Below are 25,977 nucleotides of genomic sequence, written 5' to 3'. Positions count from 1 at the left end.
ACTGTTAAAAAAATAACATTTAACAAACATCCGCGAACCTCAAAAGTGTGACGTGCGTCACTCTTTTTTGATGAACAACTATCTAACACACAGAATAATGTGCCGATTAATTATGAAGAAATATGCATATTGGTAATCATTGCAACAGAAAGAATCGTGTAAATATCAGGGATTTCACAGTACGCACTGATACAAAATGAATAAGTTGTGATTTTTATGCACCGCAAGTGTGCAATACACACAAATGCAACAATTCATCGCCAATTTAGAACAAGCATAAATATGAGGTGCTTTAGGATGAGATAAGGGTTTAAAAGCGGAAATAAACAGCATCTACGGAATAAGAAAGCGTTGAACTACACTACTCTGAATGCTGTTTTTATAAACAATACAAATGTCATTTCGAGTTGTTTCAACTCAACATATAAATACATTTGTTTTATTTTTGTTAATTCATTAGATTAAATATTATTTATAAACCAAAATAAGATTGTTATTTAACCGAATAAACTTAAATAAAAACAGCACTCAAATGACTAGTCCGCGCCATAGTCAATTAAGTGAAACCGCCATTCATTAAATAATATTCATCTTGATGATTTGGATGTGGTTCGTTCTAACGGCAACATTATCTGGTGACAAAAAGGACAATAATAAAATCGGTAAAAACAAAAAGCGGCCAAGGCCGCTTTTTGTTAACAAGGTCATCCTTCTTGGATGTTACTCTGGTTTTATCATGCCAAAATGCAGATAGGCTCTGGTTGTAGCAATGCGACCGCGTGGCGTTCTTTGGATAAAGCCTTGTTGGATAAGGAAAGGCTCCAATACATCTTCAATGGTTTCACGCTCCTCACCAATAGCTGCGGCGAGGTTATCAAGCCCTACAGGGCCTCCCATAAACTTATCGATAATGGCAAGCAGCAGTTTTCGATCCATATAATCGAAACCTTCGCCATCGACATCGAGCAAATCAAGCGCCTGCTCCGCAACTTTTTGCGTCACAGCGCCGTCGTGTTTCACTTCCGCATAGTCACGCACTCGGCGCAGTAAACGGTTGGCGATCCTCGGTGTTCCCCGTGAGCGTTTGGCAATTTCGGTGGCCCCTTCACTATCAATCGCCAATCCCATCACTTGCGCCGAACGGGTCACAATAGTGCTTAAATCTTTAACATTATAAAACTCGAGCCGAAGTGGAATGCCAAAACGCGCCCTTAGCGGAGAGGTTAACGCCCCTGCCCGCGTGGTCGCCCCCACTAAGGTGAACGGCGGAAGATCCAACTTTATTGAGCGTGCAGCAGGCCCTTCACCAATCATAATATCCAACTGATAGTCTTCCATCGCAGGATAAAGAATTTCTTCGACGACAGGACTTAAGCGGTGAATTTCATCGATAAAAAGCACATCACCCGCCTCAAGATTGGTGAGCAGAGCCGCCAAGTCCCCGGCTTTCTCAAGCACAGGCCCCGACGTCGATTTGATATTCACCCCCATTTCATTAGCCACGATCATGGCTAAGGTGGTTTTACCTAACCCCGGCGGGCCGTAGATCAGCATATGGTCTAAGGCTTCTTCGCGATTCTTTGCCGCCTGAATAAACACTTTTAATTGGGCACGCGTATCATCCTGCCCAGTATATTCATCGAGCAATTTAGGGCGCATGGCCCTGTCGATAACATCATCTTGACCTTGCAGCTGCGGCTGGATCAGTCTATCTGCTTCAATCATTTACCTATTCCTGTTACCGCATCGACATACGGCACTTGCTATTTTGGTGCAGTTGCAACCTAACTGGCTGCAAAAATCGCGTACCGCAATATAACACTAGCCTTAATGAAAACCATGCCATTAGAGCATCGATTTTAACGCGGCCTTAATCAAGGTCTCACTGTCCATGCCTTCTTTATAGGCGGCAGAAACGGCTTTACTCGCCTGTGGTGGTTTATAGCCGAGGGAGATCAAGGCTGAAATTGCATCCTCTTCGGCACTGTTGACCGTAGGAGCCGGTGAATAGTTAGATTGCAGTACGAACTCACGCTCAGAGCCTACGGATGCCTCCATTAAGCTCTTCAATTTATCGCGCATCTCAACCAATAAACGTTCGGCGGTCTTTTTACCGACACCGGGTAATTTCACCAGCGTCACTATATCATCGCGCTCGACACAGCCCACAAACTCGCTGGCAGTCATGCCAGAAAGAATGGTTAACGCCAGTTTAGGGCCCACGCCGTTGGCCTTGATAAGCAAACGAAACAGTGAGCGCTCTTGTTTAGTGATAAAGCCGTAAAGCAGTTGGGCATCTTCACGCACCACAAAATGGGTATACACTGTGGTCGGTTGATTGACCTCGGGGAGTTCATAGAAGCTGGTGAGGGGCATCTGTAACTCGTACCCCACGCCATTGACATCAATCAACACCTCTGGCGCTTGCTTTTCAATTAACACGCCACGTAAACGACCTATCATCTGTACCGTCCATATGTTCTTGTTGTCGCTCGGCCGCTTAAGGCGACCAAACTTTGATTGGTGTGATAATGACATACCGCAACGCCGAGCGCATCCGCAGCGTCGGCCTGTGGCGCCGCGGGCAGCTTAAGCAATTGCTGGATCATATGTTGAACCTGTTCTTTCTTGGCTCGCCCCGTTCCGACCACCGCATTCTTAATTTGGGTGGCACTGTATTCGGCAACGGGTAAGTTGGCCACTGTCGCAGCCACGATGGCCGCACCACGGGCTTGGCCCAATTTCAAGGCCGAGTCTGCATTCTTGGCGAGAAACACCCGCTCAATCGCAAATTCATCGGGTTGATATTGGCGAATAATTTCGCTGATCCCATCAAAGATTTGCTTGAGTCTTAATGGTAAATCCTCACCCGAGGTGCGAATGCAGCCGCTGCCCAAATAAAGTTGCTGCCGCCCTTGGCATTGGATAACGCCGTAACCTGTGATCCGAGAACCTGGGTCAACCCCTAAAATAATCGCCATGCTATCCCTAATGCCTGTGCTCGACTTAATTCAACCTAGATAACGGCGGTTGTAAGCCGAGCAACAGCGCAAAAAACATCAATAAATCAAAGGTAAATCTAAGGTGACCCTATAAGCAAGATGCGGTGTCTAAACGCTGGTTCAAAGCTCAGTGTTAAACGCTTGCTATATGTAAGAACTGATCTATGTAAGAACCGCTCTATGCAAGAACCAAGCTCTGGCGAGCTCAGCTCCGGCCACCTACTAAGATAAAAATCAAATGACAGCTTGGGTTTACCCTAAACTTTCCATAATCTCATCAGAGATTTCGGCATTATGATACACCTCTTGCACATCATCGTGCTCTTCGAGGGTATCGATAAGACGCATAAACTTCTCCGCCGTCTCGGCATCTAACTCGGCTTTAGTCGAGGCTATCATCGCAATTTCGGCGTTATCACTGACAAATCCCGCCGCATCGAGGGCATCTTTCACCCCATAAAACTCGGTCGGTTCGGTAAATACGTCAATTGCACCATCATCGTAACTCACCACATCTTCGGCGCCTGCTTCTAGCGCCGCGTCCATCAGGGCGTCTTCATCTGTGCCCGGCGCATAGGACAACACGCCGCGCTTAGTGAACAAATAGGCAACCGAACCATCGGTCCCTAAGTTCCCACCCGATTTACTAAAGGCATTACGCACGCCGCTCACGGTACGGTTACGGTTATCTGTCATGGTCTCGACCATCACAGCGGTGCCGCCCGGACCATAGCCTTCGTAAATTATGGTTTCGAGTTGCTGACCTTCAAGCTCACCGGCACCACGTTTAATTGCGCGCTCAATGGTGTCACGGGTCATGTTGCCGCCGAGCGCTTTATCGATTGCGATACGCAGACGCGGGTTTGAATCGGGATCTGAGCCACCTTCACGGGCAGAAACCGTTAACTCGCGGATAAATTTGGTAAAGAGTTTACCGCGTTTGGCATCTTGCGCTGCTTTGCGGTGTTTAATGTTGGCCCACTTACTATGACCTGCCATGGGAGTTCTCCTCTACACATAGCCATTGCACATCTTATCAATAGCCTAAGGTAACCTTGACGGTACCTCTTGCGAGGTTCCTATAACCAATGTTCCTTTACACAAAGATTGACGGCAAATTCAGTGACGTCGATAACGCAGATATTGATAAGAAATGACGGGGTAAAAATAGACCGAGGCTTGCGCCTCGGTACTCGATAATCACTAAAGATTAGTCTTCAGTCTTCGCGGCTTTCACCACGGAAATACCTAGTTCAGCTAATTGTTGTGGGTTAGCAAAACCTGGGGCATTAGTTAACGGACACGCCGCTGTGGTGGTTTTCGGGAAAGCCATCACATCACGGATTGAGCTTGCGCCCGTCATCAGCATGATAATACGGTCTAAACCGAATGCCAGACCCGCATGTGGTGGCGTACCGTAGCGCAGCGCTTCGAGTAAGAAGCCGAATTTCTCTTTCGCTTCTTCATCGGTAATGCCAAGGATACGGAATACCGCAGATTGCATCTCTTGGTTGTGGATACGAACTGAACCACCACCTAATTCACAGCCGTTTAATACCATGTCGTAGGCATCTGACACACGGTTAGCCGGATTGGCTTCCAGCTCTTGTGGTGTCACGCCGCGTGGCGCAGTAAACGGATGGTGAACCGCGTGGAAGCTGCCGTTGATCTTCTCAAACATTGGGAAGTCAACCACCCACAGTGGACGCCATTGACCTTCGAGCAGATTAAAGTCTTCACCGGCTTTAAGACGCAGTGCGCCCATAGATTCAGCAACCACAGTCGCGTTATCGGCACCAAACAGGATGATATCGCCAGTTTGTGCGCCAGTGCGGCTGATGATTTCGTTCACAATGCCTTCGTTCAAGAACTTAAGCACAGGTGATTGAATGCCTTCTAACCCTTGAGTCAGGTCGTTTAGCTTCATCCACGCTAAACCTTTAGCACCGTAAATACCGACGAACTTAGTGTAATCATCGATTTGCTTACGGGATAAGCTCGCACCACCTGGAATACGCAGCGCCGCAACACGGCCTTCTTCGTCATTAGCTGGGCCTGAGAATACCGCAAACTCCACTTCTTTGAGTAAGTCAGCCACGTCAACCAGTTCTAATGGGTTACGTAAATCTGGCTTATCTGAACCGAAACGACGCATGGCTTCGTTATAGGTCATACGTGGGAATTCGCCTAAATCGACGTTCAGCATCTCAAGGAACAGACCACGCATCATCTCTTCAGTCTTAGCCATCACCTGCTCAGACGTCATAAATGAGGTTTCGATATCGATTTGAGTAAATTCTGGCTGACGGTCAGCACGTAAGTCTTCGTCACGGAAGCATTTTACGATTTGATAGTAACGATCAAAGCCTGACATCATCAGCAACTGTTTAAACAGCTGTGGTGATTGTGGCAGCGCGAAGAATTGACCTTTGTAGGTGCGGCTTGGCACTAAATAGTCACGGGCACCTTCTGGCGTCGCCTTGGTCAGAATAGGCGTTTCGATATCTAAGAAGCCGTTTGAGTCGAGGAAACGACGCACTGCACTGGTCACTTTCGCGCGGAACATTAAGCGCTGCGCCATTTCTGGACGACGTAAATCTAAATAACGGTACTTTAGACGCTGCTCTTCACTGTTGTTTTGATAGTTATCTAAGCTCAGCGGCAGCGGCTCAGAACTGTTGATGATCGTCAGTTCTTTACCTAATACTTCAATTTCGCCGGTCTTCATTTGCGCGTTGACTTGGCTATCAGGACGGGCACGAACCACGCCTTTTACCTGCACACAAAACTCGGCGCGCAGCGTACTGGCCACATTGAACACCTCAGGTAAATCTGGATCGTAAACCACTTGGACCAGACCTTCTCTGTCTCTTAAATCTAAAAAGACTACGCCACCCAAATCACGGCTACGATTAACCCAACCTACCAAGGTAACTTCTTGTCCAACGTGAGACTTATTGACGTCTCCACAATAATGACTGCGCATCTAACTCTATCCTTTATCCGGAAACCGGTGCTTTGGAAATAATCAAAACGAGATAAAAGCGGCATTATAGTCAAATAATGCCGATTACCAAAGTACTTCACTTTTAGGCGGTGAAGTATCAAACAGTTTTACGCCCTTGACTAGAGGCGAACGCACTATCTGCGTATAAGCGTTCAAAAAACCATCAAGCTAGGCGGTAGCAACGGCCACCCGCCGTTTTGGCTTGATACATCAGTTGGTCAGCTTTCTTCATTAACTCGATGGCCGTATCGCCATCGCGGGGATAAATGACCACGCCAATACTGATAGCCACCTCAACAGTCACCCCTTCTATGCTAAAAGGTGACGATAACGAGTGCAGAATATTATCAGCAACTTGGGTCGCGGCATCGAGATCTTGCACACGATTTAGCAGGATCACAAACTCATCGCCACCGAATCGTGCCACTGTATCAGAATTGCGAATGGCTTTGGTCAATAATCCCGCCACTTTTAAAAGCAGTGCATCCCCCACAGGATGCCCATATTGATCGTTAATTTGTTTAAAGCCATCCAAATCGATAAACAACAAGGCGAAATGGCTATGATCCCGCCGATGGGCAAGTAAGGCCTGTGACAATCTATCATCCAACAGTGCCCTATTAGGCAACTGGGTTAAGGCATCGTGACTAGCAACATGCTGCAAACGCTTTTCGGCGGCAATTCGGCGAGTGATCTCAAGGTTTAAACGACGATTAACGACTAAAACCGCCACCATCACGCCAGATAACACTAACGCCCCGAGCAATAAATAACAGATCCATTGCAGATATTGGCTGTTATCCGTCGTCAAAGAAAAGCTCACCCAATGGGAATAGATTTGTTGCTGCGTATGTTGATCGATTTGCGCCAACACGCGATTAATTAAGGGAACCAACGGTGCATACTGCGGGTTAAGTCCAAAGTGGCTGTGCTGATCGGCTAAGTCACTGAGGAGTGACATTTTCAGCAACGGATATTGGCCCGTTTTTAGCTCCGAGGCCAGCGTCACGACCTTATCGATAAACACATCGGCATGGCCATCGTTGACTGCCGAGAGTCCCGACTGGGTATCAGGCACCAGCACAAGTTTGAGCGAGGGCTGCAATGCCATCAGTTGCGCCACCAGATGATAGCCCTCCACCACTGCAACCCTTTGTCCCGCCAATTGCGCCAGATTAAATACCGAGACTTGCTCAAGCTGCGACACTAAACCCCACGGCGATGGCCAGTAGGGATCGCTAAAGGTTAAAAATTGCTGGCGCTCGGCGGTTTGAGCAATACTGCCCGCCAGTGCAATCTCGCCTGAACGCAAGGCGCCAATCAGCGAGTGCCAATCGTCAAAGGCGACGGGTTGAATATTAATCCGCAGTTGCTCGGCTAGCAGCTGGCTGACATCGCTATTAATACCCGCAAACTGGCCTTGCTCATCGCTAAACTCCATTGGCGGCCACTGTTTCAAGTAACCGAGTTTAAGCTCACCGAGTTGCGAGAGGTAATCTTGCTCACTGCTTGAGAGTTGAACGCCGTGTAATCCCTTCTGGTTAAAAATGCGATCCTTAGGATTTAGCATCCATTTCTGCTCTACTTCGGCAAATTCCTGCATGCTAATACTGCGAAAACCATTAGCAATGCGCTGGGTTAAGCCGGGATCGTCACTGCGGGTCAGTACATACACATCGGTCGGAAACTCAAGCTCAGGGTATTGATGAAATTCCGACCAAGCCTTATTTTGCAGCAAATAGTGAGACGTCCATGCCCCCGCGGCAACAAAACCTGCAATCTCGCCCGAGCGCGCACCCGCTACCATGCTGTCCATATTTTCGTAATAACGCAGCGTGACATCGGGCAGCGCTTTACGCAGCGCCACTAAATATGGCGCTGTCGGCACAACACCGATACGTTTGCCTTTTAAACTCTGTAAATCTGTCAGTTGTTGCTGATATAAAAACAGCCGACTCTTCACCGTGTAGAGTTGCCATGCGCGGGTTAAGCCGGTTTTCAATTCGTCACTTTCAGGGTAACCAATATGCGCATCGGCTAAACCCTGACGCACATCATTGACACTGGCATTCATGTCGCCCGAGATAAAATCCACATTAATGCCGGTCTTCGCCGACCATAGTTGCCAGAGATCCACATAAAATCCATGGGGCAAGCCATCGACGCCTAAATCGACAAAGGGCTCAACGCCTAGCTGCATCGCCACCACAAGACCCGCCTTTTGCCCGTGATAGCCTAACCAGCGGCGCTCGGTTTGTTGCACAAAACGTGCATCGAGTGAATGAAAGCCCTGATTAATCTTCTCGACTAAAGCTTGATTACCTTTCATCACCGCGGGGACAAACTGCATGGCCTTGATTGGAATACGCGCACTGATGGGAAAACTGCCCGCAATTGCTTGGCTTGATGCAGGATCGCGCAGATAGCCATCGAGTCCAGCAAAGACGACCGTTTCGCCCGCTGCAACACCCGCCAGCAATTTTTCACGGCTTTCATAATATTTGAAGACTAAATTCGGCTCGATACGGCGAAGCTCAGCCTCATGGGATGAGCCACTCACAATCCCGATTTGGTAAGGAATAAGTTCCTGAATGGACTTTTTACCCTGCAAGGATTTATGCAGGTAAAGATAGGTACTGACATCGGCGATAGGCTCCGCAAAATCAAACAACTGCTCACGCTCGGGCGTCTGCCCCATGCCGATATGCACTTGGGCTTTGCCCTGCTGCAACTGCTGCAATGACTCATTCCAGTGGCGAGCCACAAACACTAATGGTGTATTGGTACGCTTGCCCCATTCCTTCCACAGATCCACTAATAAACCCGTGGCTTCACCGTCGTTGTCGACAAACTGATAGGGAAAGCTGTCTTCCCCCATCACCACAATCAGTGACTCAGTCTGTCCTTGACTGGCGTTAACTGCGTTACTGGTGAGTATGCAACACAGGATCACGATAAGCTGGAGCACTAACTTCAACTGGGGTCCCTAGTACTTGATGTACAATGTAAATACTTTGTTATTGATGCATATTAGACAGAAATTTCGGGCAAATTACTAGCTGAGACTTGCTGCTAGTCAACGGGATTCGTTAAAATGCATGGCTGAATTTTCGAGATATTCCCAGATGAACGCTTCCCAAGATACTATCTACGCTCAAGCGAGCGAACACATTAGCGATTTCCAGTTTGATAATCGTGTCGCGGGTGTCTTTAGTGACATGATCCGCCGCTCGGTGCCTGGCTATACGCAAATTATCAATACTATTGGCGATTTTGCGGATCGTTTCGTCAAGCCTAATACCCAAGTCTATGATTTAGGTTGCTCTTTAGGTGCTGCCACCTTAAGCATTCGCCGTCAAATCCAGGGCCGCGATTGCCGCATTATCGCCGTGGACAATAGCGAATCCATGGTGACGCGCTGCCAAGAAAACCTCAATGCCTATGTGAGTGATACTGAGGTTGAGCTGATCTGCGGCGATATTCGTGATATTCACATCGAAAACGCTTCTTTAGTCGTGCTTAACTTTACCCTGCAATTTTTACCGCCAGAGGACAGAGAAGCGCTGATCGCGAAGATTTATCACGGTTTGAATCCCGGCGGTCTGTTAGTGCTGTCGGAAAAAATTCGCTTCGATGATGCGCCTATTCAAAGTGTGCTCGAAGAGCTGCACTTAGACTTTAAACGCGCCAATGGCTACAGCGAGCTCGAAATCAGTCAAAAGCGCAGCGCGCTCGAAAACGTGATGAAGCCCGATACCTTAACGCTCCACCAGCAACGTTTGACTCGCCAAGGGTTTAGCCACTTTAGCTTGTGGTTCCAATGTTTTAATTTCTCTTCCATGGTGGCCATCAAGTGATCAGTTTCAGCTCCTTTTACCAACAAATTGCCGATTCCAATTTGCAGCATTGGCTCGAGACTTTGCCAGCCATTCTCGGCAAATGGCAAAGAGAACATAAACACGGCAACTTACCCAAGTGGGAAAAAGTGCTCAATAAGCTGCACTATCCTGCCCCAGATCAGGTTGATTTTGTCAGCAGTGTCACCGTCGGCACAGGCGAGCAACTCACGCCCGGCGAAAAGGAAAAGCTTGAGAACCTACTGCGCCTGTTTATGCCTTGGCGCAAAGGCCCTTTCCATATCCACGGCATTCATATCGATACCGAATGGCGCAGCGATTGGAAGTGGGATCGCGTGAGTCCGCATATTTCTCCTTTGCAAAACCGCACAGTGCTCGATGTCGGCTGTGGCAGCGGTTATCACATGTGGCGCATGCTTGGCGCGGGCGCTAAACGCGTGGTGGGCATCGACCCTTCACCGCTGTTTTTGTGCCAATTTGAAGCCGTTAAGCGCCTAAGTGGTCAAAATCACCCGGTGCACTTATTGCCGCTAGGCATTGAAGAGCTGCCACCACTGGATGCATTCGATACGGTTTTCTCCATGGGCGTCTTGTATCATAGACGTTCGCCTATTGATCACTTGTTGCAATTACGTGATCAGTTACGTATGGGTGGAGAATTAGTGTTAGAGACTTTAGTAATAGATGGTGATGAAAACGCCGTACTCGTCCCTCAAGATAGATATGGGAAAATGAATAATGTATGGTTTATTCCATCCGTCGCGGCCCTAATGCTCTGGCTAAAGAAGTGTGATTTCACAGACATACGTTGTGTCGACACCGATGTCACCGCCCTAGCCGAACAGCGCCGAACCGATTGGATGCCGAATGAGTCACTGGTTGAATATCTTGACCCTAACGATATCACTAAGACTATCGAGGGTTACCCCGCGCCGAAACGCGCAACGATTATTGCGGTGAAAAATCAACCCAATCAAGATTTGACCTAACGAGTTAACTCCAGTGGCCTAATACGCTTATGCCTAGGTAAACCCTAGGCATAAAACCCGTTTTAACGCCAATAGGAAGTACTATGCTAAAGCAGTTGATCGCTATCGCCGTTGCCAGCAGCTTAATGGGATGCGCAGCGACAGAACCGACCGCCCACGCCCCCACACCACTCGATACTGATACTTTTAATACCCGTCTTAATCAGCAGCAAGATCAGTTAGTGGCTGCGATTAATCAGCAATGCCAGCCTGCGGATTTAACCTCGCTTGCGACACTCAACAGCCAAGTCGAGCAGCTAAGTCTGCAAATCAATCACTTAAATCAAGCGGCGAAAAACCTCACCGCGCAAAAGCAGGCCGCGGTGGTGACGCCTGCGCCGAGCCAATGCCCCAAATCCGCCCTTGGGGATAAGTTTTTACTCGGTGAAATCGAAAATGTGTTTATCGATGAACTCAATGCCAGTTTTGCCACTCGCATTGATACCGGCGCAGAGTCCTCCTCCATCGATGCCCGTAATATCACCCTGTTTGAGCGTGATGGCGCCCAATGGGTGCGTTTCGATGTGTTTACCCAAGGGGAAAAACAGCCCGCGACGAATTTCGAATCTAAGGTCGTGCGTTTTGTGCGGATCAAGCAGGACGCGAATGAAAAGGACGATCGCCGCCCCGTGATCCACGCGCACCTTAAGATTGGCCAATATTCCGCAGAGACAGATCTTAACCTCACCGACCGTAGTCACCTCGACTATCCCTTATTGCTCGGCCGTAAATTTATTAAAGATATCGCCGTAGTCGATGTCGGCCAGCGCTATGTGCACGGTAAAGCCAAACAGCCCAAAGCCACACCCAAACAACCCGATCCTGAGCAACCTAAAGCAGAGTCAGCTATCGTCTCCAGCGGCAAAAAATAATAACCGCTTGAGCTTATTGGTCTGCCAGCTTGTGACATCGTCGCTCAATCTGACGCAGCCTGACGTAGCTAATACCCGCCACGCGCAATCTAACGCGTGACGACGAGTTCGAACCGCTAATGCCGGGGTAATCCCACGCTTTTCGGCCATTGGCGCAACAAGGGAAACACGTATGCATTCACGTAAACCTTTTTACATTTTGGTGGCATTACTATTTATTGTCGGTTTAAGTGCCAGCATCTATCGCGGCGTTAAGCATCAAGTGCCTTTTCTCCCCGGCGAGCAAGTGCAAAGCTGGGCGGTAGACGCCAAGATAAGCTTCGATGGCACAGGGGATGCAGCCGAAGTGTCCTTCTCTTTACCACAGGATCCCGCCTATGAAGTCTTGGTCGAGAACGCCAGCTCCCCAGGCTTTGGGCTGTCACTGAGTGATGATAAGGACGCGCGCCGTGCCAATTGGTCGATTCGCGAGGCCTATGGCAGCCAAGATCTCTATTATAAAGTGACCCTAGTGCCGACGGGCGTGACCCAAATCCACAGCGACGATATCCCCAGTCAACCAGAGCCTTACCTCTGGCCCGCGACCGAGAAGACCGCCGCAGAGCAAGTAATTAACGAAACCTGGGCGCGCAGCGCATCGAACTTGTCCTTCGCACAGCAATTGATGAATGCAATCACGGCCACTAAGCGCAGCCAAAATATGGAGCTGTTGCTATCGAGCCAAACCGCGACGCAAGTGTTTTTGCATATGCTGCAAACCAAGGGCATTCCCGCCCGTGAAGTCAGTGGACTCTACCTTGAAGATCAGCGCCGCCGTCAATCCCTGTCGCCCTTTGTGGAAGTGTTCCATAACGGCGATTGGGTCTTGTTCGATTTGGTTAAGGGCAAGCAAGGCCGACCAGAGAACTTACTGCTGTGGGAACGTTCGGGCCATTCCGTGCTCGATGTGATGGGCGGAGTGAACTCGCAGGTGCATTTCTCGATGTTGCAAGACACCCGCTCGGCATTAGCGACATCAATCGATATGATGATGAATAACAATGCCTTGGATTTTTCACTCTACCAATTACCGCTAGAGGAACAGAGTCTATTCAAGGGCATTTTATTGATCCCTATCGGGGTGTTGATGGTTGTGTTTTTACGGGTGATCATTGGGGTGAAAACCTCAGGCACCTTTATGCCTGTCCTTATCGCCCTCGCCTTTATTCAAACCAGTTTAGTTACGGGCTTAGTTGGCTTCTTACTGATCGTGGCCTGCGGCTTGATGATCCGCTCCTACTTATCCCAATTAAATCTGTTGCTGATCTCGCGAATATCGGCGGTGATCATCGTCGTGATAGGCATTATCGGGGTCTTTACCTTGCTCTCCTATAAGTTTGGTTTAAGCGAAGGACTGACGATTACCTTCTTCCCGATGATTATTTTGGCGTGGACCATCGAACGTATGTCTATCCTGTGGGAAGAAGAAGGCCCGAAAGAAGTGATAGTGCAAGGTGGTGGTAGCCTAATGGTCGCCACCCTCGCCTACTTAGCCATGAGCGCAAGTTGGGTACAACACTGGGTCTTTAACTTCCTTGGGATCCACTTAGTGATCTTGGCCTTAGTGCTATTAATGGGCCAATACACAGGTTATCGCCTACTGGAACTCAAACGCTTTAAACCACTCGCGGGGGATGCCTAATGAATATTGCTTGGCCATGGGAGCTTCGCGCGCGCGGCGTGCTCAATATGAATAAGCGCAATATCGATTACATTGGTCGCTATAACCCGCGTAAATTTTATAAACGAGTGGACGATAAGCTGCTCACTAAACAGTTGGCACTGGCCAATGATATTGCCGTGCCCGATTTAATCGCCGTTGTGCGTGAGCAGCACGAAATCGTGCATATTCCCGAGCGCGTTAAGGGCCGCACAGGGTTTGTGATCAAACCTGCCAAGGGCTCTGGTGGTAAAGGCATTTTAGTGATCACCCATATCGAACAGGGCCGTTACTATAAACCCAGCGGGCACGAAGTCAGCCCATCGGAATTGGATAGACACGTGTCCAATATCCTCAGCGGCTTATTCTCCCTTGGCGGCAAACCCGATGTGGCGATTGTCGAGGGACTGATTGAATTCGATCCCGTGTTTGACGGTTACAGCCATGAAGGCGTGCCAGATATCCGCTTGATTGTCTTTAAAGGTTTTCCGGTAATGGGGATGCTCAGGCTCTCCACCGCCGCCTCCGATGGTAAGGCCAATTTGCACCAAGGCGCCGTAGGTGTGGGCGTTGACATTGCCACGGGAAAAGGGTTACATGCTGTGCAATTTGATGCTCCAATTGAGTTTCATCCAGACACAGGCAAAAAGCTCACCGATATCGTCGTCCCCCACTGGGAAAGCTTGCTGCATACCGCATCGAGCGCATATGAAATGTGTGAGATGGGTTACTTAGGCACGGATATGGTGCTTGATCAGACTAAAGGCCCGCTGTTATTGGAACTCAATGCACGCCCGGGACTGGCGATCCAGATTGCAAATGGAAAAGGCATTTTGCCTAGACTTAAGCATGTCGAAGCCATGTCATCCCATTCAATGACAGTTGCAGAACGTGTAGCCTATGCAAAAATCCATTTTAACGGCTAGCCTGTTTGGCTGGTGTTTATCCTCCCTCGGTGCAGCCTATGCTGCGCCAAGTCCTGTGCCGCTGCTGGTAGAGCAGTGTTTGCGCCAACCCAATATCGATTTGGCAGGCGCCTTCGCCAGTTACGCCAGCACCCACCAGCTCCCAAGCTTAACATTGGCGGATAAAGCCCTAGTGTTAGAGCAGCAAACCATTGGGCTGAATAATGTCAACGACAGACTCACCTACTACCGAGGTTTGCCGTTGTCGGGGGATGAGCGCCAAGGTTTACTGCAGTGTCAGTTGCGCTTGGCCGATACTCTGAGCGATTTGCTAAACCAAGCAGCATTTAGCCAACTGGCGTTTGAGCTGACGCAAACAGCATCGATAAATCATGCTGCAGCAAGTCAAGAACAGGCCTTACTCGGCGAGCAATTAACGGCGTTATTGCGTCAACATTTATCCATTATGGATAAAGCCAAGCTGCACACGGCGCAGGCCAGCATTCGCCAAGGTTTAGGTAACCAGCAATTCCAACTGGATATTCAAGCGGCTAACTGCCAGCTCACGGATGAAGTAGCGGAGGTTAATACAGCCAATAACGAGGAAGAAACGGCAAATTCGGGCACTTTCTCAGGGACTATCGCCAATTACCTGTTAAAGCAATCCAATGCCGAATGTCGGCAAACCCTGTGGCAAGCCTATCAAGGTCGAGCCAGGGAACATAATCAAGTCGCCTTACACCGTATTGCCGAGCTACGCCAACGCATTGCCAATGACGCAGGTTTTAGCGATTACGCCAGTTACAGCCTCAGCGATCAGCAACTCAATACCCCGGAATTAGTTAAAGCCTTTCTCGATAGCCAAACCGAAGCGATTCAAGTTGCCCCTTGGGATCTTGGCCGTACCTTATCGCAATTACCCAGTGCGCAAACCACCGCTCTCAATACCCGAGAGCTGCTCGACAACGCCTTAACAAGCTTAAGCGAATATGGTTTACGTTTTGAGGTGATTGGCGAGCATCTAGACTCGACAGCTACTCAAACAACACTTTCTCAAACGGCACTAGCACAAGCGCAGCAACAAATCCTCCGCGTTTACCATATGGATAGATTATTGGGAGAAGTGTATCTGGCTATCGGCGCTCAAGATAAAGTGAATAAACCTAGGAATGCCAGTCAACACACCCTCAGGCAAAATGTGATTGGACAGCAATTTGGTCAACAGGCGCTTGAGCTCCCCGCGACACTCAATAATTTCAAAGATATCGAACGCTTTACCCAAGCCCTCGCCGATGCAATGACCTCACTAGCGCGCGGCAGTCATTTTTACCTTAATAACACCTTAGGCCCGACGCTCGATACCACTCAATTACCGAGTTTTTGGCTCGCTAAGGCGTTACGCCAAGCGCTATTTCCCCAATTTGATACTCAATATATTCAGCCGAGGGAAACGCTCGCAAGCGCCTATGCGACGCAGCTTAAAGTCTTTCGCGCTAAGGTGGCACTTAACTTTTACCAGTCCTTAAACCAGCAAAGCTATCCGGATCTGCCTGCGGAGTTTAGCAAAAGCTTTGGGGCGAACTGGACACAAGCGATTGATTACCCATACAGTTTCAATGCTATCGCCAACGAAGGCCCGCGTTATTATCAATCCCTGTGGCAAGCCAAACTCGCAACGCTTGTCCATCAATCCACCCAAGACTGCCAAGATAAACTTGGGCTTTTTAATCTCCTCGTGGTCAATGAGACCGCACTCACCTTGAGCGAGCAACTGCGCGTCATACTTGGCGAACCCGTGGATGCCGCTGCGCTTATCCAAAGGATTATCCATGTCTCAGGATCTGAAAATCACCCATACACCACAACCGAAACACAAACTCACACTACCCATTGCGCTTTTTAGCGGTTTAGCCTTCTTTACCGCACAAAGTGCTTTCGCCAACACGCAAAGCTCCCCCCTAAGTCACGCTGGGCTTGAGTACTCACAAAAGGTACTCAAGTCAAACGTCGCAGATAAAACCGAATTAAGCCAAAGCGACGTTGCGCAGCTTATTCAACAGAACCTTGAAACCCATCTCTATACACTCCCGCCTCGGGTGCAGGGCCATTATGGGATCCGCCTCTATCGCCTGACGGGCGATGAGCAATATGCTAACGCGGCGTTAGTCGATCTTTATGCGGTAACCGAAGCTCAAGCGTTTTATGCCTGCCAAATGGATAACCCTGAGTTTGTTCGCCAAGCCTCACAGAACGCCATCGCCGAACTGGGCAATGGTCCCAGAGCCAAGGCCCGTAAAAAAGCACTCGCACCCTTTCCTGAGTTTTTATTTTACTCCGATGTGCTATTGCGATTTGCCAGTCGAATCGATGAGTTAGGCTTTACAGGTCCTTGCCATAGCCAGATGATCCAAGCCCTTAAAAAGGCCGACTTACGACAAGGTTTGACCGATCCCGCGATGATAAAAGCCTGGGCGGCGCAGCTAATTAACTATGTGTATTGGGCCAAACAATTGGGTGTAGGAGATTATCTAGAGGACTATAAAACAGCGTTTACTCGGGTTTATCCTGATTCGCAGGATGCCACACTCAGCAAAGCACAGTTTCGTAATAAGCTCTACGGCATGACGCATTTTATCTTTGCCGCGAGTGAATATTATCAGCATCGGGTGGATGCCACTGAGTTTGCATGGATTTTGGACTACTTTGACGCCAACATTGAGCGAATTTTACAGGATGCGACTGACGATATTATTGCCGAAGTCGGCATTAGTTTTCTGCTAGCGGGCAAGACAGACCATACTGTCGTGGCTCAAACTCGGACTTATATTGCCAATTCGTTCGACCCTGATAGTCAAATTATCCCCTCACCCAAGGGCAATCCTGACTTAGCCCTTGGCGAGCATCGCAATGTGCTTGCGATAATGTTGCTTAATTGGCCAGAAACGCTCTATCCCGGCCCCTATCTTAACGAACTTAACGCGACGAAAAAGTATTTACCTATGGGCGTCACTCCTAAGGTTATCGATTAATCCATTACCCATAGTTCGTACTGATAAGAGGTTGTCACGCCGCAGCATTGCAACGCGATAACCTCTTTTTCAATTAACAGGATAATAGTATTGAAAAAACGATCATAGCTCGCCACTATAAGCCTCAATCTATCGCTTTTTTAGAAACCTGTCGTTTTCGACATGAGGACAACCATGACTCGCGCGAAATCCACCCTTGAGCAATGGCGTATTTTACAGGCTGTCGTCGACTATGGCGGCTACGCGCAGGCGGCAGAAAAGCTCAATAAGAGCCAATCCTCACTCAATCATGCGGTGGCTAAGTTACAACACCAGCTCGGTATAGAACTACTCGAAGTTCGAGGCCGCAAAGCTTACCTGACACCACAGGGCGAAGTATTATTGCGCCGTTCGCGCCATGTGACCCAAGCGGTCAATGAGTTAGAACAACTCGCTAGCAACCTTGAGCAAGGTTGGGAGCCCACACTTACCATTGCTCGCGAAATCGTCTATCCGATGGAAAGTCTAGTGTGCGCACTAAGTGACTTTTTGCCCCATAGCCGCGGCACTCGGATCATTATGTTGGACTCAGTCATCACAGGTACTCAAGAATTAATCCTTCAAAATAAGGTCGATATTGCAATTTGCGCCGGAATTCCACCGAAGGGCTATTTATCCGAGCCCCTGTGTGAACAGGAGCTGCATCTGGTTTGCCACCCGAGCCACCCCTTGGCTGAAATGGGCACCTTAGACGATGACAAGCTACTAGCGCAGCACCTGCAACTGGTGATCAAAGACACGGGCCTGCAACCCAATGTTGATATCGGTTGGTTGAAGGCCGAGCAGCGCTGGACAGTATCGAACTTCCATGAGGCGAAAGTCATTTTAAATCAGGGCATTGGTTTCTGCTGGATCCCATCTTTCCTTATCCAAGAGGAATTAGCCGCAGGTAAACTAGTGCGCTTACACCTCCAAGGCAGTCAGAAACGGCGGATTATGCTAAGCCTAGTGATCCCAAATCGTGACCAACAGGGCCCAGCTTCAAAACTGCTGGCCTCTTATCTCCTCAAACATCATGGTGTGAGTACAAGCGATTAACCACTCTCACACTCTTCCACCGTGTGCGGCAAAACGAGCACCAGGCTAGCAGGGAATCATTGTGGGTTTATCCTTTTAATGGCGACTGAACTTGTCATGCAGAACATGGCTTAAGCGATTGGTCTTAATAGGCAAACGCTAGTTAGTTAAAATTTGCGGGCATTTCGAAAATGAGAGGCTAGACATTCACATCTAAGAAGCGTGGACGATGCAGTGCTAAGGTTTGAGGATTGAACAGGCCGCGTGTATTTTGACCGCTTGAGGACTCGAGCGCCAATCCATTGGACATAATACTACCTTGCTCGTAGCTAGACGAATCACTTATCCGCTCAAGTGAAACATCATCCGAACCTGATTGATTAACTTCACTGTTTCCCTTACTCGCCAGCGTTGCCACGGCGACCGAGCCATAAAAACGCACCGCATTACTGCCGTTTGTTGTGTGACTCGATGTACCCTTGTTGTCGCGAGACGACGCCAACCGCTGCATAGCAACCTCTGGCGCTTCATCCTTATTTGATACGGCGCCGAACGCTAAGGTCGCCGTTGGCGGCTCGATGGTATCTGTCTTATCAACTTCAGAGGTATTTGCTGCATCTGAGGTTTTACTCGATGCGACCTGCGCCGCAATGGCTTGTTTAATCTTATCAATCACATCTGTTACAGGTGCCGATGGTTCCTCTTGGGGCGCTCCGATATTACCATTAGCATCAATCTTGCCTGTGACTTGAATTTGCCGCTCCTTAAGCGGTGGTAAACCTTCAATCTGTGCCTCGGCGCCAATCAGCGTTTCCGTTGTCGGTTGATCAACTATCTGCTGCTGACGTTCCTCTGCAAGTTTCGCCTTGGCCTCATTCATTTTCTGCAGCGCCTCTGCGGCAACACGAATATCCGCCGAAGAAGGATCAACGGGTGCCATCGCCGCTGCATAGACCTGCTTCATCTTATTGATGGTCGCCAGAGGATCGCCAGGTACTATCGACACATCGATTTGCACCTCACCGTCAGTCGCATATCGCTGACCATCGGCACCTTTTTCATACTTGAAACTGGGGCTTTGAGCATATTGACCGCCCACACTCGCATGGGCATGTTCATGGGCTTTGACTTCTGTGTCCCTTGATTTTAATGCGTCCACTTGGGCTTTTTGCTGCTCAATTGCCTTTTCTTGCGCCTCCTTCGCTACGTCTTGCTGACGAGTTTGCTCATCCTGTGTCTGCTGAGCTTGTTTAGTTTGCTCTGCTTTGGCAAAAACCTCGGCTAACGCTTGCTGCTTTTGCTCCTGCTCTTGTACCGCCTGTGCCCTTGCCTGCTTGGCTTGTTCATCTCGCGCATCTTTAGCTTGAATTTGTTCTGTTTGAGTCTGCTGTTGTTGCGTTTGAGCATTTGGGGTAATTCCAGTACCGACTTGGCCACTTTCACCCGAGGGTTCACTAAAGACACGGCTCAACTGCTCGCTTAAACCGCTGGAATGATTGCTATCAGGAAGCGCATTTGAATTGGCAAAAGCTGAAGCGCTGGAATGTGACGCTTTGCCTGTCGCATCTGCACCAGCAAATTCAGTCGCAAAAGGAGTCACCACTGCACTTGAGGCATTTGGATTAATGCTATTTGACCCGGTTGAGCCAATATTCGTAGCGACCGCTGTCGATGTAGAGAAAATATTGGCGCCCCCCACACTTTCGGAGCCAACATTACTGCCAGTCGTGGCAATTGTGGCCGCAAGGCTTGGGGCCGGAGGAGAAAAAGGCGTAACAGCACCACTTGGGGCGCTAAAACCTACATCCGATGCCCCTAAGGTTGAAACTGATGGCTGTGTGGCTATAGCTGCAATTTGCCCTTCCCTCATTCCGCTAATGGAGCGAGGGCCTGTGAGTAAGCTAAAGCTAGTTGAAGCATCTAAGCTTGTATTTAACGGAGTCGAAACAGTCTCGTTAGAATGGAGTTGTGCCTTGGCATTTCCACCGAGTGCGGTGAAAGCCTTCTGAACAGATCCAGTATCAACATGAGATGAAATCGGAGGACTAGCAGGTTTGACATCCGTCAATGAAGCGGGCAGTGTCGTACTGATTGGCATAGCTTGGTCCATCACAGCCCCGAGGCTGCTTAGTGATGGTGCAAGTGCCCCACTCGCTTCGAGTTTTGGCGCATTTAGGTTAAGGGTTGAAGCGGAGAACGTTGCGACCGCCTGACCATTTCCCCCTTGATAAGTCTGACCGCCTTGAGGTTTTACGCCTTTTGCTGGCTCAATAGACTTATCCGCGCCCAAAAACGAAGTGGATGGCGCGCCAATTTGTGCTGACAGCGCCATAACCGACATAACTATACCTTGATGTTAATTATCGAACCTATGGTTTCTGACTCTCGCTGGAGTACCTCGGTCGATGCCTCACCTTGTCGCAATGATTCATTCGCCGCCAGTAACGCCGAAGTTTTATCGGGCTCATCTACCGCCTTAGCGGTTTCTGTCGGCGCAGCACTTTGCGATGGGCTGGGTTTGGCCACATCAATCGTTGCCTGCGTGAGCCCTGATTGAGCCGTTTGCAAGCCTTGCAGACCGGAAGCATAAGCAGATTGGATTTGCATAGGAGTATTCCTGCATCTGGTGATGATTGGATTAATTATTAACCAACTCTAGTGCGAAGTACAGATTTATCGCCCCTTCTAGCGGCATTTTCGAGCGCATTTCTGCAGGATATTCGCACGCCATTTAACCCGCAATCCAAGCCGATTCCCAATCCTTAAAAACCGGATTAAATCCCCGAAGGCGCATCTGAGTCATGACTTGCTCAACGGTACGTTCATCGCTTATCTCAAACTGATCTAATTGGCTCTCTGGCGCCTGATAACCACCAGGTTGCGTTGAACTCCCCGCACTCATTTGTGTTATCCCAAGTGGCAGTAAATTATCCCGAAGTGATGGCGCCTCGCGTGTCGATAAACTGATATCAAGTTGCTGATTAAAAAGCCTGAAGGCACAGATCAATTGTACCAGTCCAAGATCGGTTAAATGCACTTTTGGTGTTATGCCGCCGGTACAAGGCCGCAAACGAGGTAACGAAATACTAAAGCGAGTCCGCCAATAATGCCGTTCTAAATAGTCCAAATGATGCCCCATCAGTAAGGCATCGAGTCGCCAGTCATCCAAACCCAATAACACGCCTAGGCCAATCTTATCGACACCTGCGCTGGCAACGCGGTCGGGCGTTGCGAGCCGATACGCAAAGTCCTGCTTATTGCCTCGGGTGTGATGCTTAGCATAGGTCGCCGCTTGATAGGTTTCCTGATACACCATCACAGCATCAAGCCCTAGCTCGACAAGCTGGCGATAATCAATCTCTTCAAGCGGCTGAACCTCCATAGCCAAATAACTAAACTGCTGTTTTACAATGGGTAACACGCGCTTAAAGTAATCTATCCCCACTTTGGTTTCATGCTCACCCGACACCAGTAAGATGGAGTCAAAACCACGGGATTTAATAATCGCCATTTCGGCCGCAATTTCCTGCTCATTGAGCACTTTACGCTTTAACTTATTGCTCATGCTAAAGCCGCAATAGTCGCACTCGTTGGCACACAGATTTGACAGATATAACGGCAAATAGAGTCCAATATTGGCCCCAAAGCGTTGCCGAGTGAGCGCCGCCGAGCGCTGCGCCATCTCTTCGATATAGGGCTCTGCTGCTGGAGACAACAAGGCGAGTAAACTCTCTAGATTACCCTCGGGTTGCATCAGGGCGCGCTCAACCTCCGCTGCCGTGCAGGAATATAACGCCAGCAATAACTTATCCCGTTCAATGCGGGCAAATTGGTCGACAAAACTCATTGCTGCAAGAATCCCGTTAATGGGCTGGTGTGTACAGCCTGGGTTTGCACTCGGCCAAGCCCCGCTTCAAAGGCGCGTCGCCCGCAATCTACTGCATCCTTAAAGCACAGCGCCATTTCAATGGGAGAAGCACTGCTCGCAATGGCGGTATTAACCAGCACGGCATCGGCTCCCAATTCCATCGCGTGCGCCGCATGGGATGGCGCGCCGATCCCCGCATCAATCACCACAGGCACTTTTGCCTGCTCAATAATCATCTTGATAAATGGCTCAGTCACCAACCCCTGATTGGTGCCAATTGGGCTTGCCAATGGCATCACGGCGGCGCAGCCGACCTCTTCTAAGCGGCGACACAGCACAGGATCGGCATGCACGTAGGGCATCACGATAAACCCGCGTTCACACAGGGTTTTGGCCGCCGCTAACGTCTCGACCGCATCGGGCATCAAGTATTTAGGATCGGGATGAATTTCAAGTTTAACCCATTGTGTTCCCAGCATTTCCCGCGCTAATTCGGCGGCGAATATCGCTTCTTTAGCATTACGCGCCCCCGAGGTATTAGGCAAGAGTCGCACGCCCGCTTGCCTAAGTGGCGATAGCAAATCATCAGCCCCTGTTTTTAAATCAATTCTTTTCATCGCAACCGTCACCAACTGCGACTGAGACGCCTTAATTGACTCCAGCATCAGCTGACTTGAGCTGAATTTTCCTGTGCCCGTAAATAATCGTGACTCAAATTCCACGCCTGCAATCGTTAACATCTTAACCTCCAGCTACAACGGCAAATACATCAATCTTATCCTCGTTTTGGCACTGGATAGATGACCATCGATGTTTTGGCACAACGGCCTCGTTAAGCACTAAGGCAACCGAGTGTTGGCAAATATTTTGTGCTTCTAACAAGGCTTGTAAACTCAGTGGTTGTTGCAGTGTTTGGGGCACATTATTGAGATGAATTAAAATCATAACAAACCTCGATTAGGGACAGATTTGAATGAAACGGTTGCGGTCGAATGCTGGGTGTTAGCATTCGCATTTTCTAGGTGCTCGCTTGATTGGCGTTGCATGAATTCACTCGGCGTTAATGAATTCGGCTTTAATGAACTCGGTTTTAATCCGCACACCTCGCACTCGGGATCACGGGTTAATGCGGCCGAATGCCATTGCAGCAACTTGGCATCGAAGCGCCAAAATCGCCCAAGTAGCGCTCTCGTGGGGGCGATTAAATAACTTTCCTCTTCAAAAGTCTGATTGGCTGTTTGCTTTGTTGCAGAGGTTGGCGGCGTGGCTAGGAGCAACAATTGCATGGCTAGAAGCGCCTGCATCGATGCCATCACGCCGACACTGGGCCCGAGGACACCTTGGCTGCTGCAGTTTTGTGGCGCGCGAGTACTTGAGGGGAAAACACAGTGATAACAACCGCCCATTGGGAAACGCTGTTGATCGACTGCAAACAGTTGGCCGTTGAAGGCAGCAATGGCGGCACTCACCAGAGGTAAGGCATGCTCAATACACAGCCGATTGACACAATGGCGCGCCGCAAGATTATCGGTACAATCAAGCACTAACCTAATCTCATCGCCATGGGCTAACAGACCAGAAAATACAGTGTTCGCAGACTCGAGAGTCAAATGCTCGGCAAAGGCATCAATCTCACAACCTTGCGCCAATACGGTTAATTTCTGTTTAGCAATGAGGGCTTTGTGATGGCCAATATCGTCGTCACTAAAGAGTAACTGCCTTGGCAGATTGGTCAATTCCACCCTATCGCCGTCGACAAGCGTTAAGCGCCCAACACCGGCACAAGCCAAATACTGCGCCGCCAATTGCCCGAGGCCGCCGAGGCCTACGATAAGGACATGGGCCTGCTTAAGCTGCAACTGGCCAGCCTCGCCGACCTCAGGTAAAAATATTTGCCGCGAATAACGAATAAAATCTTTATCGGCAAGGGATTGCGCCTGCTCTTGTGTCATGCTCATAAGCTTGACTCCCATGCTCGCGTCAATTCGGCATAGGCCATAACTGGATCATTTACTTCGGTAATCGCCCGCACAACGGCAATATTGCTCACCCCAGTCGCTTTGACTTGGGCAAGATTCGAAGGTCCTATGCCGCCAATTGCCACTAAGGGATAGTGCGCATTTAACAGCTCAACATAATGAGTGAGTTTACATAACCCCTGTGGCGCCGATGGCATTTGCTTGGTGGTCGTTGGGAAGATATGCCCAAGGGCGATGTAAGATGGTGCATGTTGATGGGCACGCAGCAACTCGAAATAACCGTGGCTAGAGATGCCAAGAGCCAAGCCTGCTGCATGAATGGCGTGAAGATCCGTCACTGCCAGATCTTCTTGCCCAAGATGGACCCCAAATGCGCCATGCTTTATCGCTAATTGCCAATGATCATTGATAAAAAGCTGCGCATCATAATGCTTACCTAAGGCAATCGCGGTTTGGATTTTTGCCTCAAGTTCGTCCGACGCCAGCACATTAGACTTTAGCGCATTAGACTTTATCCTGAGCTGTACCGTCTTCACGCCCGCCGCCAATAACTGTTCGAGTAACAGTAAGTTATCGACTACTGGATAAATCCCTAAGTCTGGATCAAGGCGCTTAAACGCGCCGCATTGCAAATCACTGGATTCACTCAAGCTGTTTTGAGAATAAGCTGTGACGTGAGGATACGCCGTTAAATTGTGCGGCCAAGCGGTACGCGCGAGTGGCCCAGGGCCTTGGCCAATCCCCTCCGCATAAGTTAAGCCTTGATTGACATAGGCTTTTGCTACCACAATCGCATCCTGCAATACAAAGCCAAAGGCTAACACCGAGGCGATGGCCGAAGACAAAGTACAGCCACTGCCGTGGTTATGGCGCGTGTTTATCCGCGCACTGCTGAGCCAAAAACCGCCATTAGCATCGAGCGGTGAGCAGCCAGTAACCTGATGACAAATCAGCAGATCTTCCGCCAAACGCTGATTATCTGCGGCGATGCGATGACTTGTGATATCGCTTTTTTGATCGCTTAAGAGATCACTGGTGTTAATGCCAGCACTTGTCTTAGCCGCAAAATCAATATCGCCGCCCTTGGCTAATACGCTGCACGCTAATTGCGCTGAGAGTTGCATTGCCGCAGCGGCGAATTCTGCTTTTGTGTGAATTGCTGACGCTTGTTTGTCTGTGTCGGCAGTTAGCCTTGCCAACTCCTGCACATTCGGCGTTATCAGGCTAATCAAGCCCTTAAAAGGAGTAAAATCCAGAGGTTTGCTCGCCGTGCTCTTATCGCCGAGCTCATCCCCACAGCTTGCAACCATTACAGGGTCGAGAATAACGGGGACGAGTGGAAATTGGGTTTTAAAACCAGCCAACCAGTCGGCAACTAAATGCACTTGCTGCTGATTTGAGAGTAAACCAATCTTAATCGCCTGAGGCGGTAGATCGGCTAACAGGGTCGAGAGCTGTGTGAGTAACATTGCCTCACTCACAGGCTCAACTAACGCCACCGTCACCGAACTTTGGGCCGTTAACGTGGTGATCACGCTGCATCCATGGCCGCCCAAATCCTTGATGGTGGCTAAGTCGGCTTGGATCCCCGCGCCGCCACCGCTGTCTGAACCGGCAATGGTCCAGACGATAGGTTTAGGCGCCACGTAGCTAACATGTTTAGCTGGGGTCATTA

21 protein-coding genes are annotated in these 25,977 nt (G+C 49.4%); 8 read left to right on the top strand and 13 right to left on the bottom strand.

Annotated elements, in window-relative coordinates; genetic code table 11:
* Positions 1 to 720: 720 nt before the first annotated feature.
* From ruvB to L2713_RS18810, 6 genes are all read right to left on the bottom strand, one after another.
* Positions 721 to 1,725, bottom strand: a complete 1,005-nt coding sequence (gene ruvB / locus L2713_RS18835; RefSeq protein WP_011716952.1) for a Holliday junction branch migration DNA helicase RuvB — start codon at positions 1,723 to 1,725, stop codon at positions 721 to 723.
* Positions 1,726 to 1,845: 120 nt separating this feature from the next.
* Positions 1,846 to 2,463 (bottom strand): Holliday junction branch migration protein RuvA, encoded by a 618-nt coding sequence (gene ruvA / locus L2713_RS18830; RefSeq protein WP_011626232.1) that lies wholly within the window; start codon positions 2,461 to 2,463, stop codon positions 1,846 to 1,848.
* Positions 2,460 to 2,981, bottom strand: a complete 522-nt coding sequence (gene ruvC, locus L2713_RS18825; RefSeq protein WP_011622671.1) for a crossover junction endodeoxyribonuclease RuvC — start codon at positions 2,979 to 2,981, stop codon at positions 2,460 to 2,462. The genes ruvA and ruvC overlap by 4 nt, the downstream gene beginning before the upstream one ends.
* 273 nt (positions 2,982 to 3,254) lie before the next feature.
* Entirely contained in the window at positions 3,255 to 4,001 is a 747-nt protein-coding gene (locus tag L2713_RS18820; RefSeq protein ID WP_011622670.1) for a YebC/PmpR family DNA-binding transcriptional regulator, read from the bottom strand.
* A gap of 211 nt (positions 4,002 to 4,212) precedes the next feature.
* A complete protein-coding gene (gene aspS, locus L2713_RS18815) occupies positions 4,213 to 5,988 on the bottom strand; it encodes an aspartate--tRNA ligase (protein WP_011716950.1) in 1,776 nt (591 codons plus the stop codon).
* 184 nt (positions 5,989 to 6,172) lie between these two features.
* Positions 6,173 to 8,986, bottom strand: coding sequence for a diguanylate cyclase domain-containing protein (locus L2713_RS18810; RefSeq protein WP_248968939.1), 2,814 nt, complete (start codon positions 8,984 to 8,986; stop codon positions 6,173 to 6,175).
* A 148-nt stretch (positions 8,987 to 9,134) separates the two neighbouring features.
* Here L2713_RS18810 and cmoA point away from each other — a divergent pair, with 148 nt between their 5' ends.
* The 8 genes from cmoA (at position 9,135) to L2713_RS18770 (ending at position 18,476) form a co-directional block, all read left to right on the top strand.
* Positions 9,135 to 9,866: a carboxy-S-adenosyl-L-methionine synthase CmoA gene (gene cmoA, locus L2713_RS18805; RefSeq protein ID WP_011622667.1), complete on the top strand. Its 732-nt coding sequence runs from the start codon at positions 9,135 to 9,137 to the stop codon at positions 9,864 to 9,866.
* Positions 9,863 to 10,855: a tRNA 5-methoxyuridine(34)/uridine 5-oxyacetic acid(34) synthase CmoB gene (gene cmoB, locus L2713_RS18800; protein ID WP_248968938.1), complete on the top strand. Its 993-nt coding sequence runs from the start codon at positions 9,863 to 9,865 to the stop codon at positions 10,853 to 10,855. The genes cmoA and cmoB overlap by 4 nt, the downstream gene beginning before the upstream one ends.
* An 83-nt stretch (positions 10,856 to 10,938) precedes the next feature.
* Complete coding sequence (locus L2713_RS18795; RefSeq protein WP_248968937.1) at positions 10,939 to 11,766, top strand: ATP-dependent zinc protease family protein; 828 nt, start codon at positions 10,939 to 10,941, stop codon at positions 11,764 to 11,766.
* Positions 11,767 to 11,938: 172 nt separating this feature from the next.
* Entirely contained in the window at positions 11,939 to 13,447 is a 1,509-nt protein-coding gene (locus L2713_RS18790; RefSeq protein ID WP_248968936.1) for a UUP1 family membrane protein, read from the top strand.
* Complete coding sequence (locus L2713_RS18785; RefSeq protein WP_248968935.1) at positions 13,447 to 14,391, top strand: alpha-L-glutamate ligase-like protein; 945 nt, start codon at positions 13,447 to 13,449, stop codon at positions 14,389 to 14,391. Before L2713_RS18790 ends, L2713_RS18785 begins: the two co-directional genes overlap by 1 nt.
* Positions 14,366 to 16,273, top strand: coding sequence for a M3 family metallopeptidase (locus tag L2713_RS18780; RefSeq protein WP_248968934.1), 1,908 nt, complete (start codon positions 14,366 to 14,368; stop codon positions 16,271 to 16,273). The genes L2713_RS18785 and L2713_RS18780 overlap by 26 nt, the downstream gene beginning before the upstream one ends.
* Positions 16,200 to 17,399, top strand: a complete 1,200-nt coding sequence (locus tag L2713_RS18775; protein WP_248968933.1) for a DUF3541 domain-containing protein — start codon at positions 16,200 to 16,202, stop codon at positions 17,397 to 17,399. Before L2713_RS18780 ends, L2713_RS18775 begins: the two co-directional genes overlap by 74 nt.
* Before the next feature lie 174 nt (positions 17,400 to 17,573).
* Positions 17,574 to 18,476 (top strand): LysR family transcriptional regulator, encoded by a 903-nt coding sequence (locus L2713_RS18770; protein ID WP_011716942.1) that lies wholly within the window; start codon positions 17,574 to 17,576, stop codon positions 18,474 to 18,476.
* A gap of 178 nt (positions 18,477 to 18,654) precedes the next feature.
* On the opposite strand, the gene L2713_RS18765 is transcribed toward L2713_RS18770, so the two are convergent.
* The 7 genes from L2713_RS18765 to thiE form a co-directional block, all read right to left on the bottom strand.
* Positions 18,655 to 20,796, bottom strand: a complete 2,142-nt coding sequence (locus L2713_RS18765; RefSeq protein ID WP_248968932.1) for a putative metalloprotease CJM1_0395 family protein — start codon at positions 20,794 to 20,796, stop codon at positions 18,655 to 18,657.
* A 2-nt stretch (positions 20,797 to 20,798) separates the two neighbouring features.
* On the bottom strand, positions 20,799 to 21,062 hold the full coding sequence (locus tag L2713_RS18760) for a chemotaxis protein (RefSeq protein ID WP_086903466.1): 264 nt from the start codon (positions 21,060 to 21,062) through the stop codon (positions 20,799 to 20,801).
* A 124-nt stretch (positions 21,063 to 21,186) separates the two neighbouring features.
* Complete coding sequence (gene thiH / locus L2713_RS18755) at positions 21,187 to 22,302, bottom strand: 2-iminoacetate synthase ThiH (protein ID WP_011622657.1); 1,116 nt, start codon at positions 22,300 to 22,302, stop codon at positions 21,187 to 21,189.
* Positions 22,299 to 23,063 (bottom strand): thiazole synthase, encoded by a 765-nt coding sequence (locus L2713_RS18750; protein WP_089067858.1) that lies wholly within the window; start codon positions 23,061 to 23,063, stop codon positions 22,299 to 22,301. Before L2713_RS18750 ends, thiH begins: the two co-directional genes overlap by 4 nt.
* A 1-nt stretch (position 23,064) precedes the next feature.
* Positions 23,065 to 23,268: a sulfur carrier protein ThiS gene (gene thiS / locus L2713_RS18745; RefSeq protein WP_011622655.1), complete on the bottom strand. Its 204-nt coding sequence runs from the start codon at positions 23,266 to 23,268 to the stop codon at positions 23,065 to 23,067.
* Positions 23,265 to 24,281, bottom strand: a complete 1,017-nt coding sequence (locus tag L2713_RS18740) for a HesA/MoeB/ThiF family protein (RefSeq protein ID WP_248968931.1) — start codon at positions 24,279 to 24,281, stop codon at positions 23,265 to 23,267. The genes thiS and L2713_RS18740 overlap by 4 nt, the downstream gene beginning before the upstream one ends.
* Positions 24,278 to 25,975: a thiamine phosphate synthase gene (gene thiE / locus L2713_RS18735; RefSeq protein WP_248968930.1), complete on the bottom strand. Its 1,698-nt coding sequence runs from the start codon at positions 25,973 to 25,975 to the stop codon at positions 24,278 to 24,280. Before thiE ends, L2713_RS18740 begins: the two co-directional genes overlap by 4 nt.
* Positions 25,976 to 25,977 lie beyond the last annotated feature (2 nt).

It is taken from the genome of Shewanella seohaensis (assembly GCF_023283775.1).
Lineage (GTDB): Bacteria > Pseudomonadota > Gammaproteobacteria > Enterobacterales > Shewanellaceae > Shewanella > Shewanella seohaensis.
This window is presented reverse-complemented; position numbering and strand designations above follow the sequence as displayed.

Excerpts from the sequence above, each read along its gene's own strand:
- ruvB (WP_011716952.1), bottom strand. The coding sequence starts at position 1,725 with ATGATTGAAGCAGATAGACTGATCCAGCCGCAGCTGCAAGGTCAAGAT.
- ruvA (WP_011626232.1), bottom strand. The coding sequence starts at position 2,463 with ATGATAGGTCGTTTACGTGGCGTGTTAATTGAAAAGCAAGCGCCAGAG.
- ruvC (WP_011622671.1), bottom strand. The coding sequence starts at position 2,981 with ATGGCGATTATTTTAGGGGTTGACCCAGGTTCTCGGATCACAGGTTAC.
- L2713_RS18820 (WP_011622670.1), bottom strand. The coding sequence starts at position 4,001 with ATGGCAGGTCATAGTAAGTGGGCCAACATTAAACACCGCAAAGCAGCG.
- aspS (WP_011716950.1), bottom strand. The coding sequence starts at position 5,988 with ATGCGCAGTCATTATTGTGGAGACGTCAATAAGTCTCACGTTGGACAA.
- cmoA (WP_011622667.1), top strand. The coding sequence starts at position 9,135 with ATGAACGCTTCCCAAGATACTATCTACGCTCAAGCGAGCGAACACATT.
- L2713_RS18795 (WP_248968937.1), top strand. The coding sequence starts at position 10,939 with ATGCTAAAGCAGTTGATCGCTATCGCCGTTGCCAGCAGCTTAATGGGA.
- L2713_RS18790 (WP_248968936.1), top strand. The coding sequence starts at position 11,939 with ATGCATTCACGTAAACCTTTTTACATTTTGGTGGCATTACTATTTATT.
- L2713_RS18785 (WP_248968935.1), top strand. The coding sequence starts at position 13,447 with ATGAATATTGCTTGGCCATGGGAGCTTCGCGCGCGCGGCGTGCTCAAT.
- L2713_RS18780 (WP_248968934.1), top strand. The coding sequence starts at position 14,366 with ATGCAAAAATCCATTTTAACGGCTAGCCTGTTTGGCTGGTGTTTATCC.
- L2713_RS18775 (WP_248968933.1), top strand. The coding sequence starts at position 16,200 with ATGTCTCAGGATCTGAAAATCACCCATACACCACAACCGAAACACAAA.
- L2713_RS18770 (WP_011716942.1), top strand. The coding sequence starts at position 17,574 with ATGACTCGCGCGAAATCCACCCTTGAGCAATGGCGTATTTTACAGGCT.
- L2713_RS18765 (WP_248968932.1), bottom strand. The coding sequence starts at position 20,796 with ATGTCGGTTATGGCGCTGTCAGCACAAATTGGCGCGCCATCCACTTCG.
- L2713_RS18760 (WP_086903466.1), bottom strand. The coding sequence starts at position 21,062 with ATGCAAATCCAATCTGCTTATGCTTCCGGTCTGCAAGGCTTGCAAACG.
- thiH (WP_011622657.1), bottom strand. The coding sequence starts at position 22,302 with ATGAGTTTTGTCGACCAATTTGCCCGCATTGAACGGGATAAGTTATTG.
- L2713_RS18750 (WP_089067858.1), bottom strand. The coding sequence starts at position 23,063 with ATGTTAACGATTGCAGGCGTGGAATTTGAGTCACGATTATTTACGGGC.
- thiS (WP_011622655.1), bottom strand. The coding sequence starts at position 23,268 with ATGATTTTAATTCATCTCAATAATGTGCCCCAAACACTGCAACAACCA.
- L2713_RS18740 (WP_248968931.1), bottom strand. The coding sequence starts at position 24,281 with ATGAGCATGACACAAGAGCAGGCGCAATCCCTTGCCGATAAAGATTTT.
- thiE (WP_248968930.1), bottom strand. The coding sequence starts at position 25,975 with ATGACCCCAGCTAAACATGTTAGCTACGTGGCGCCTAAACCTATCGTC.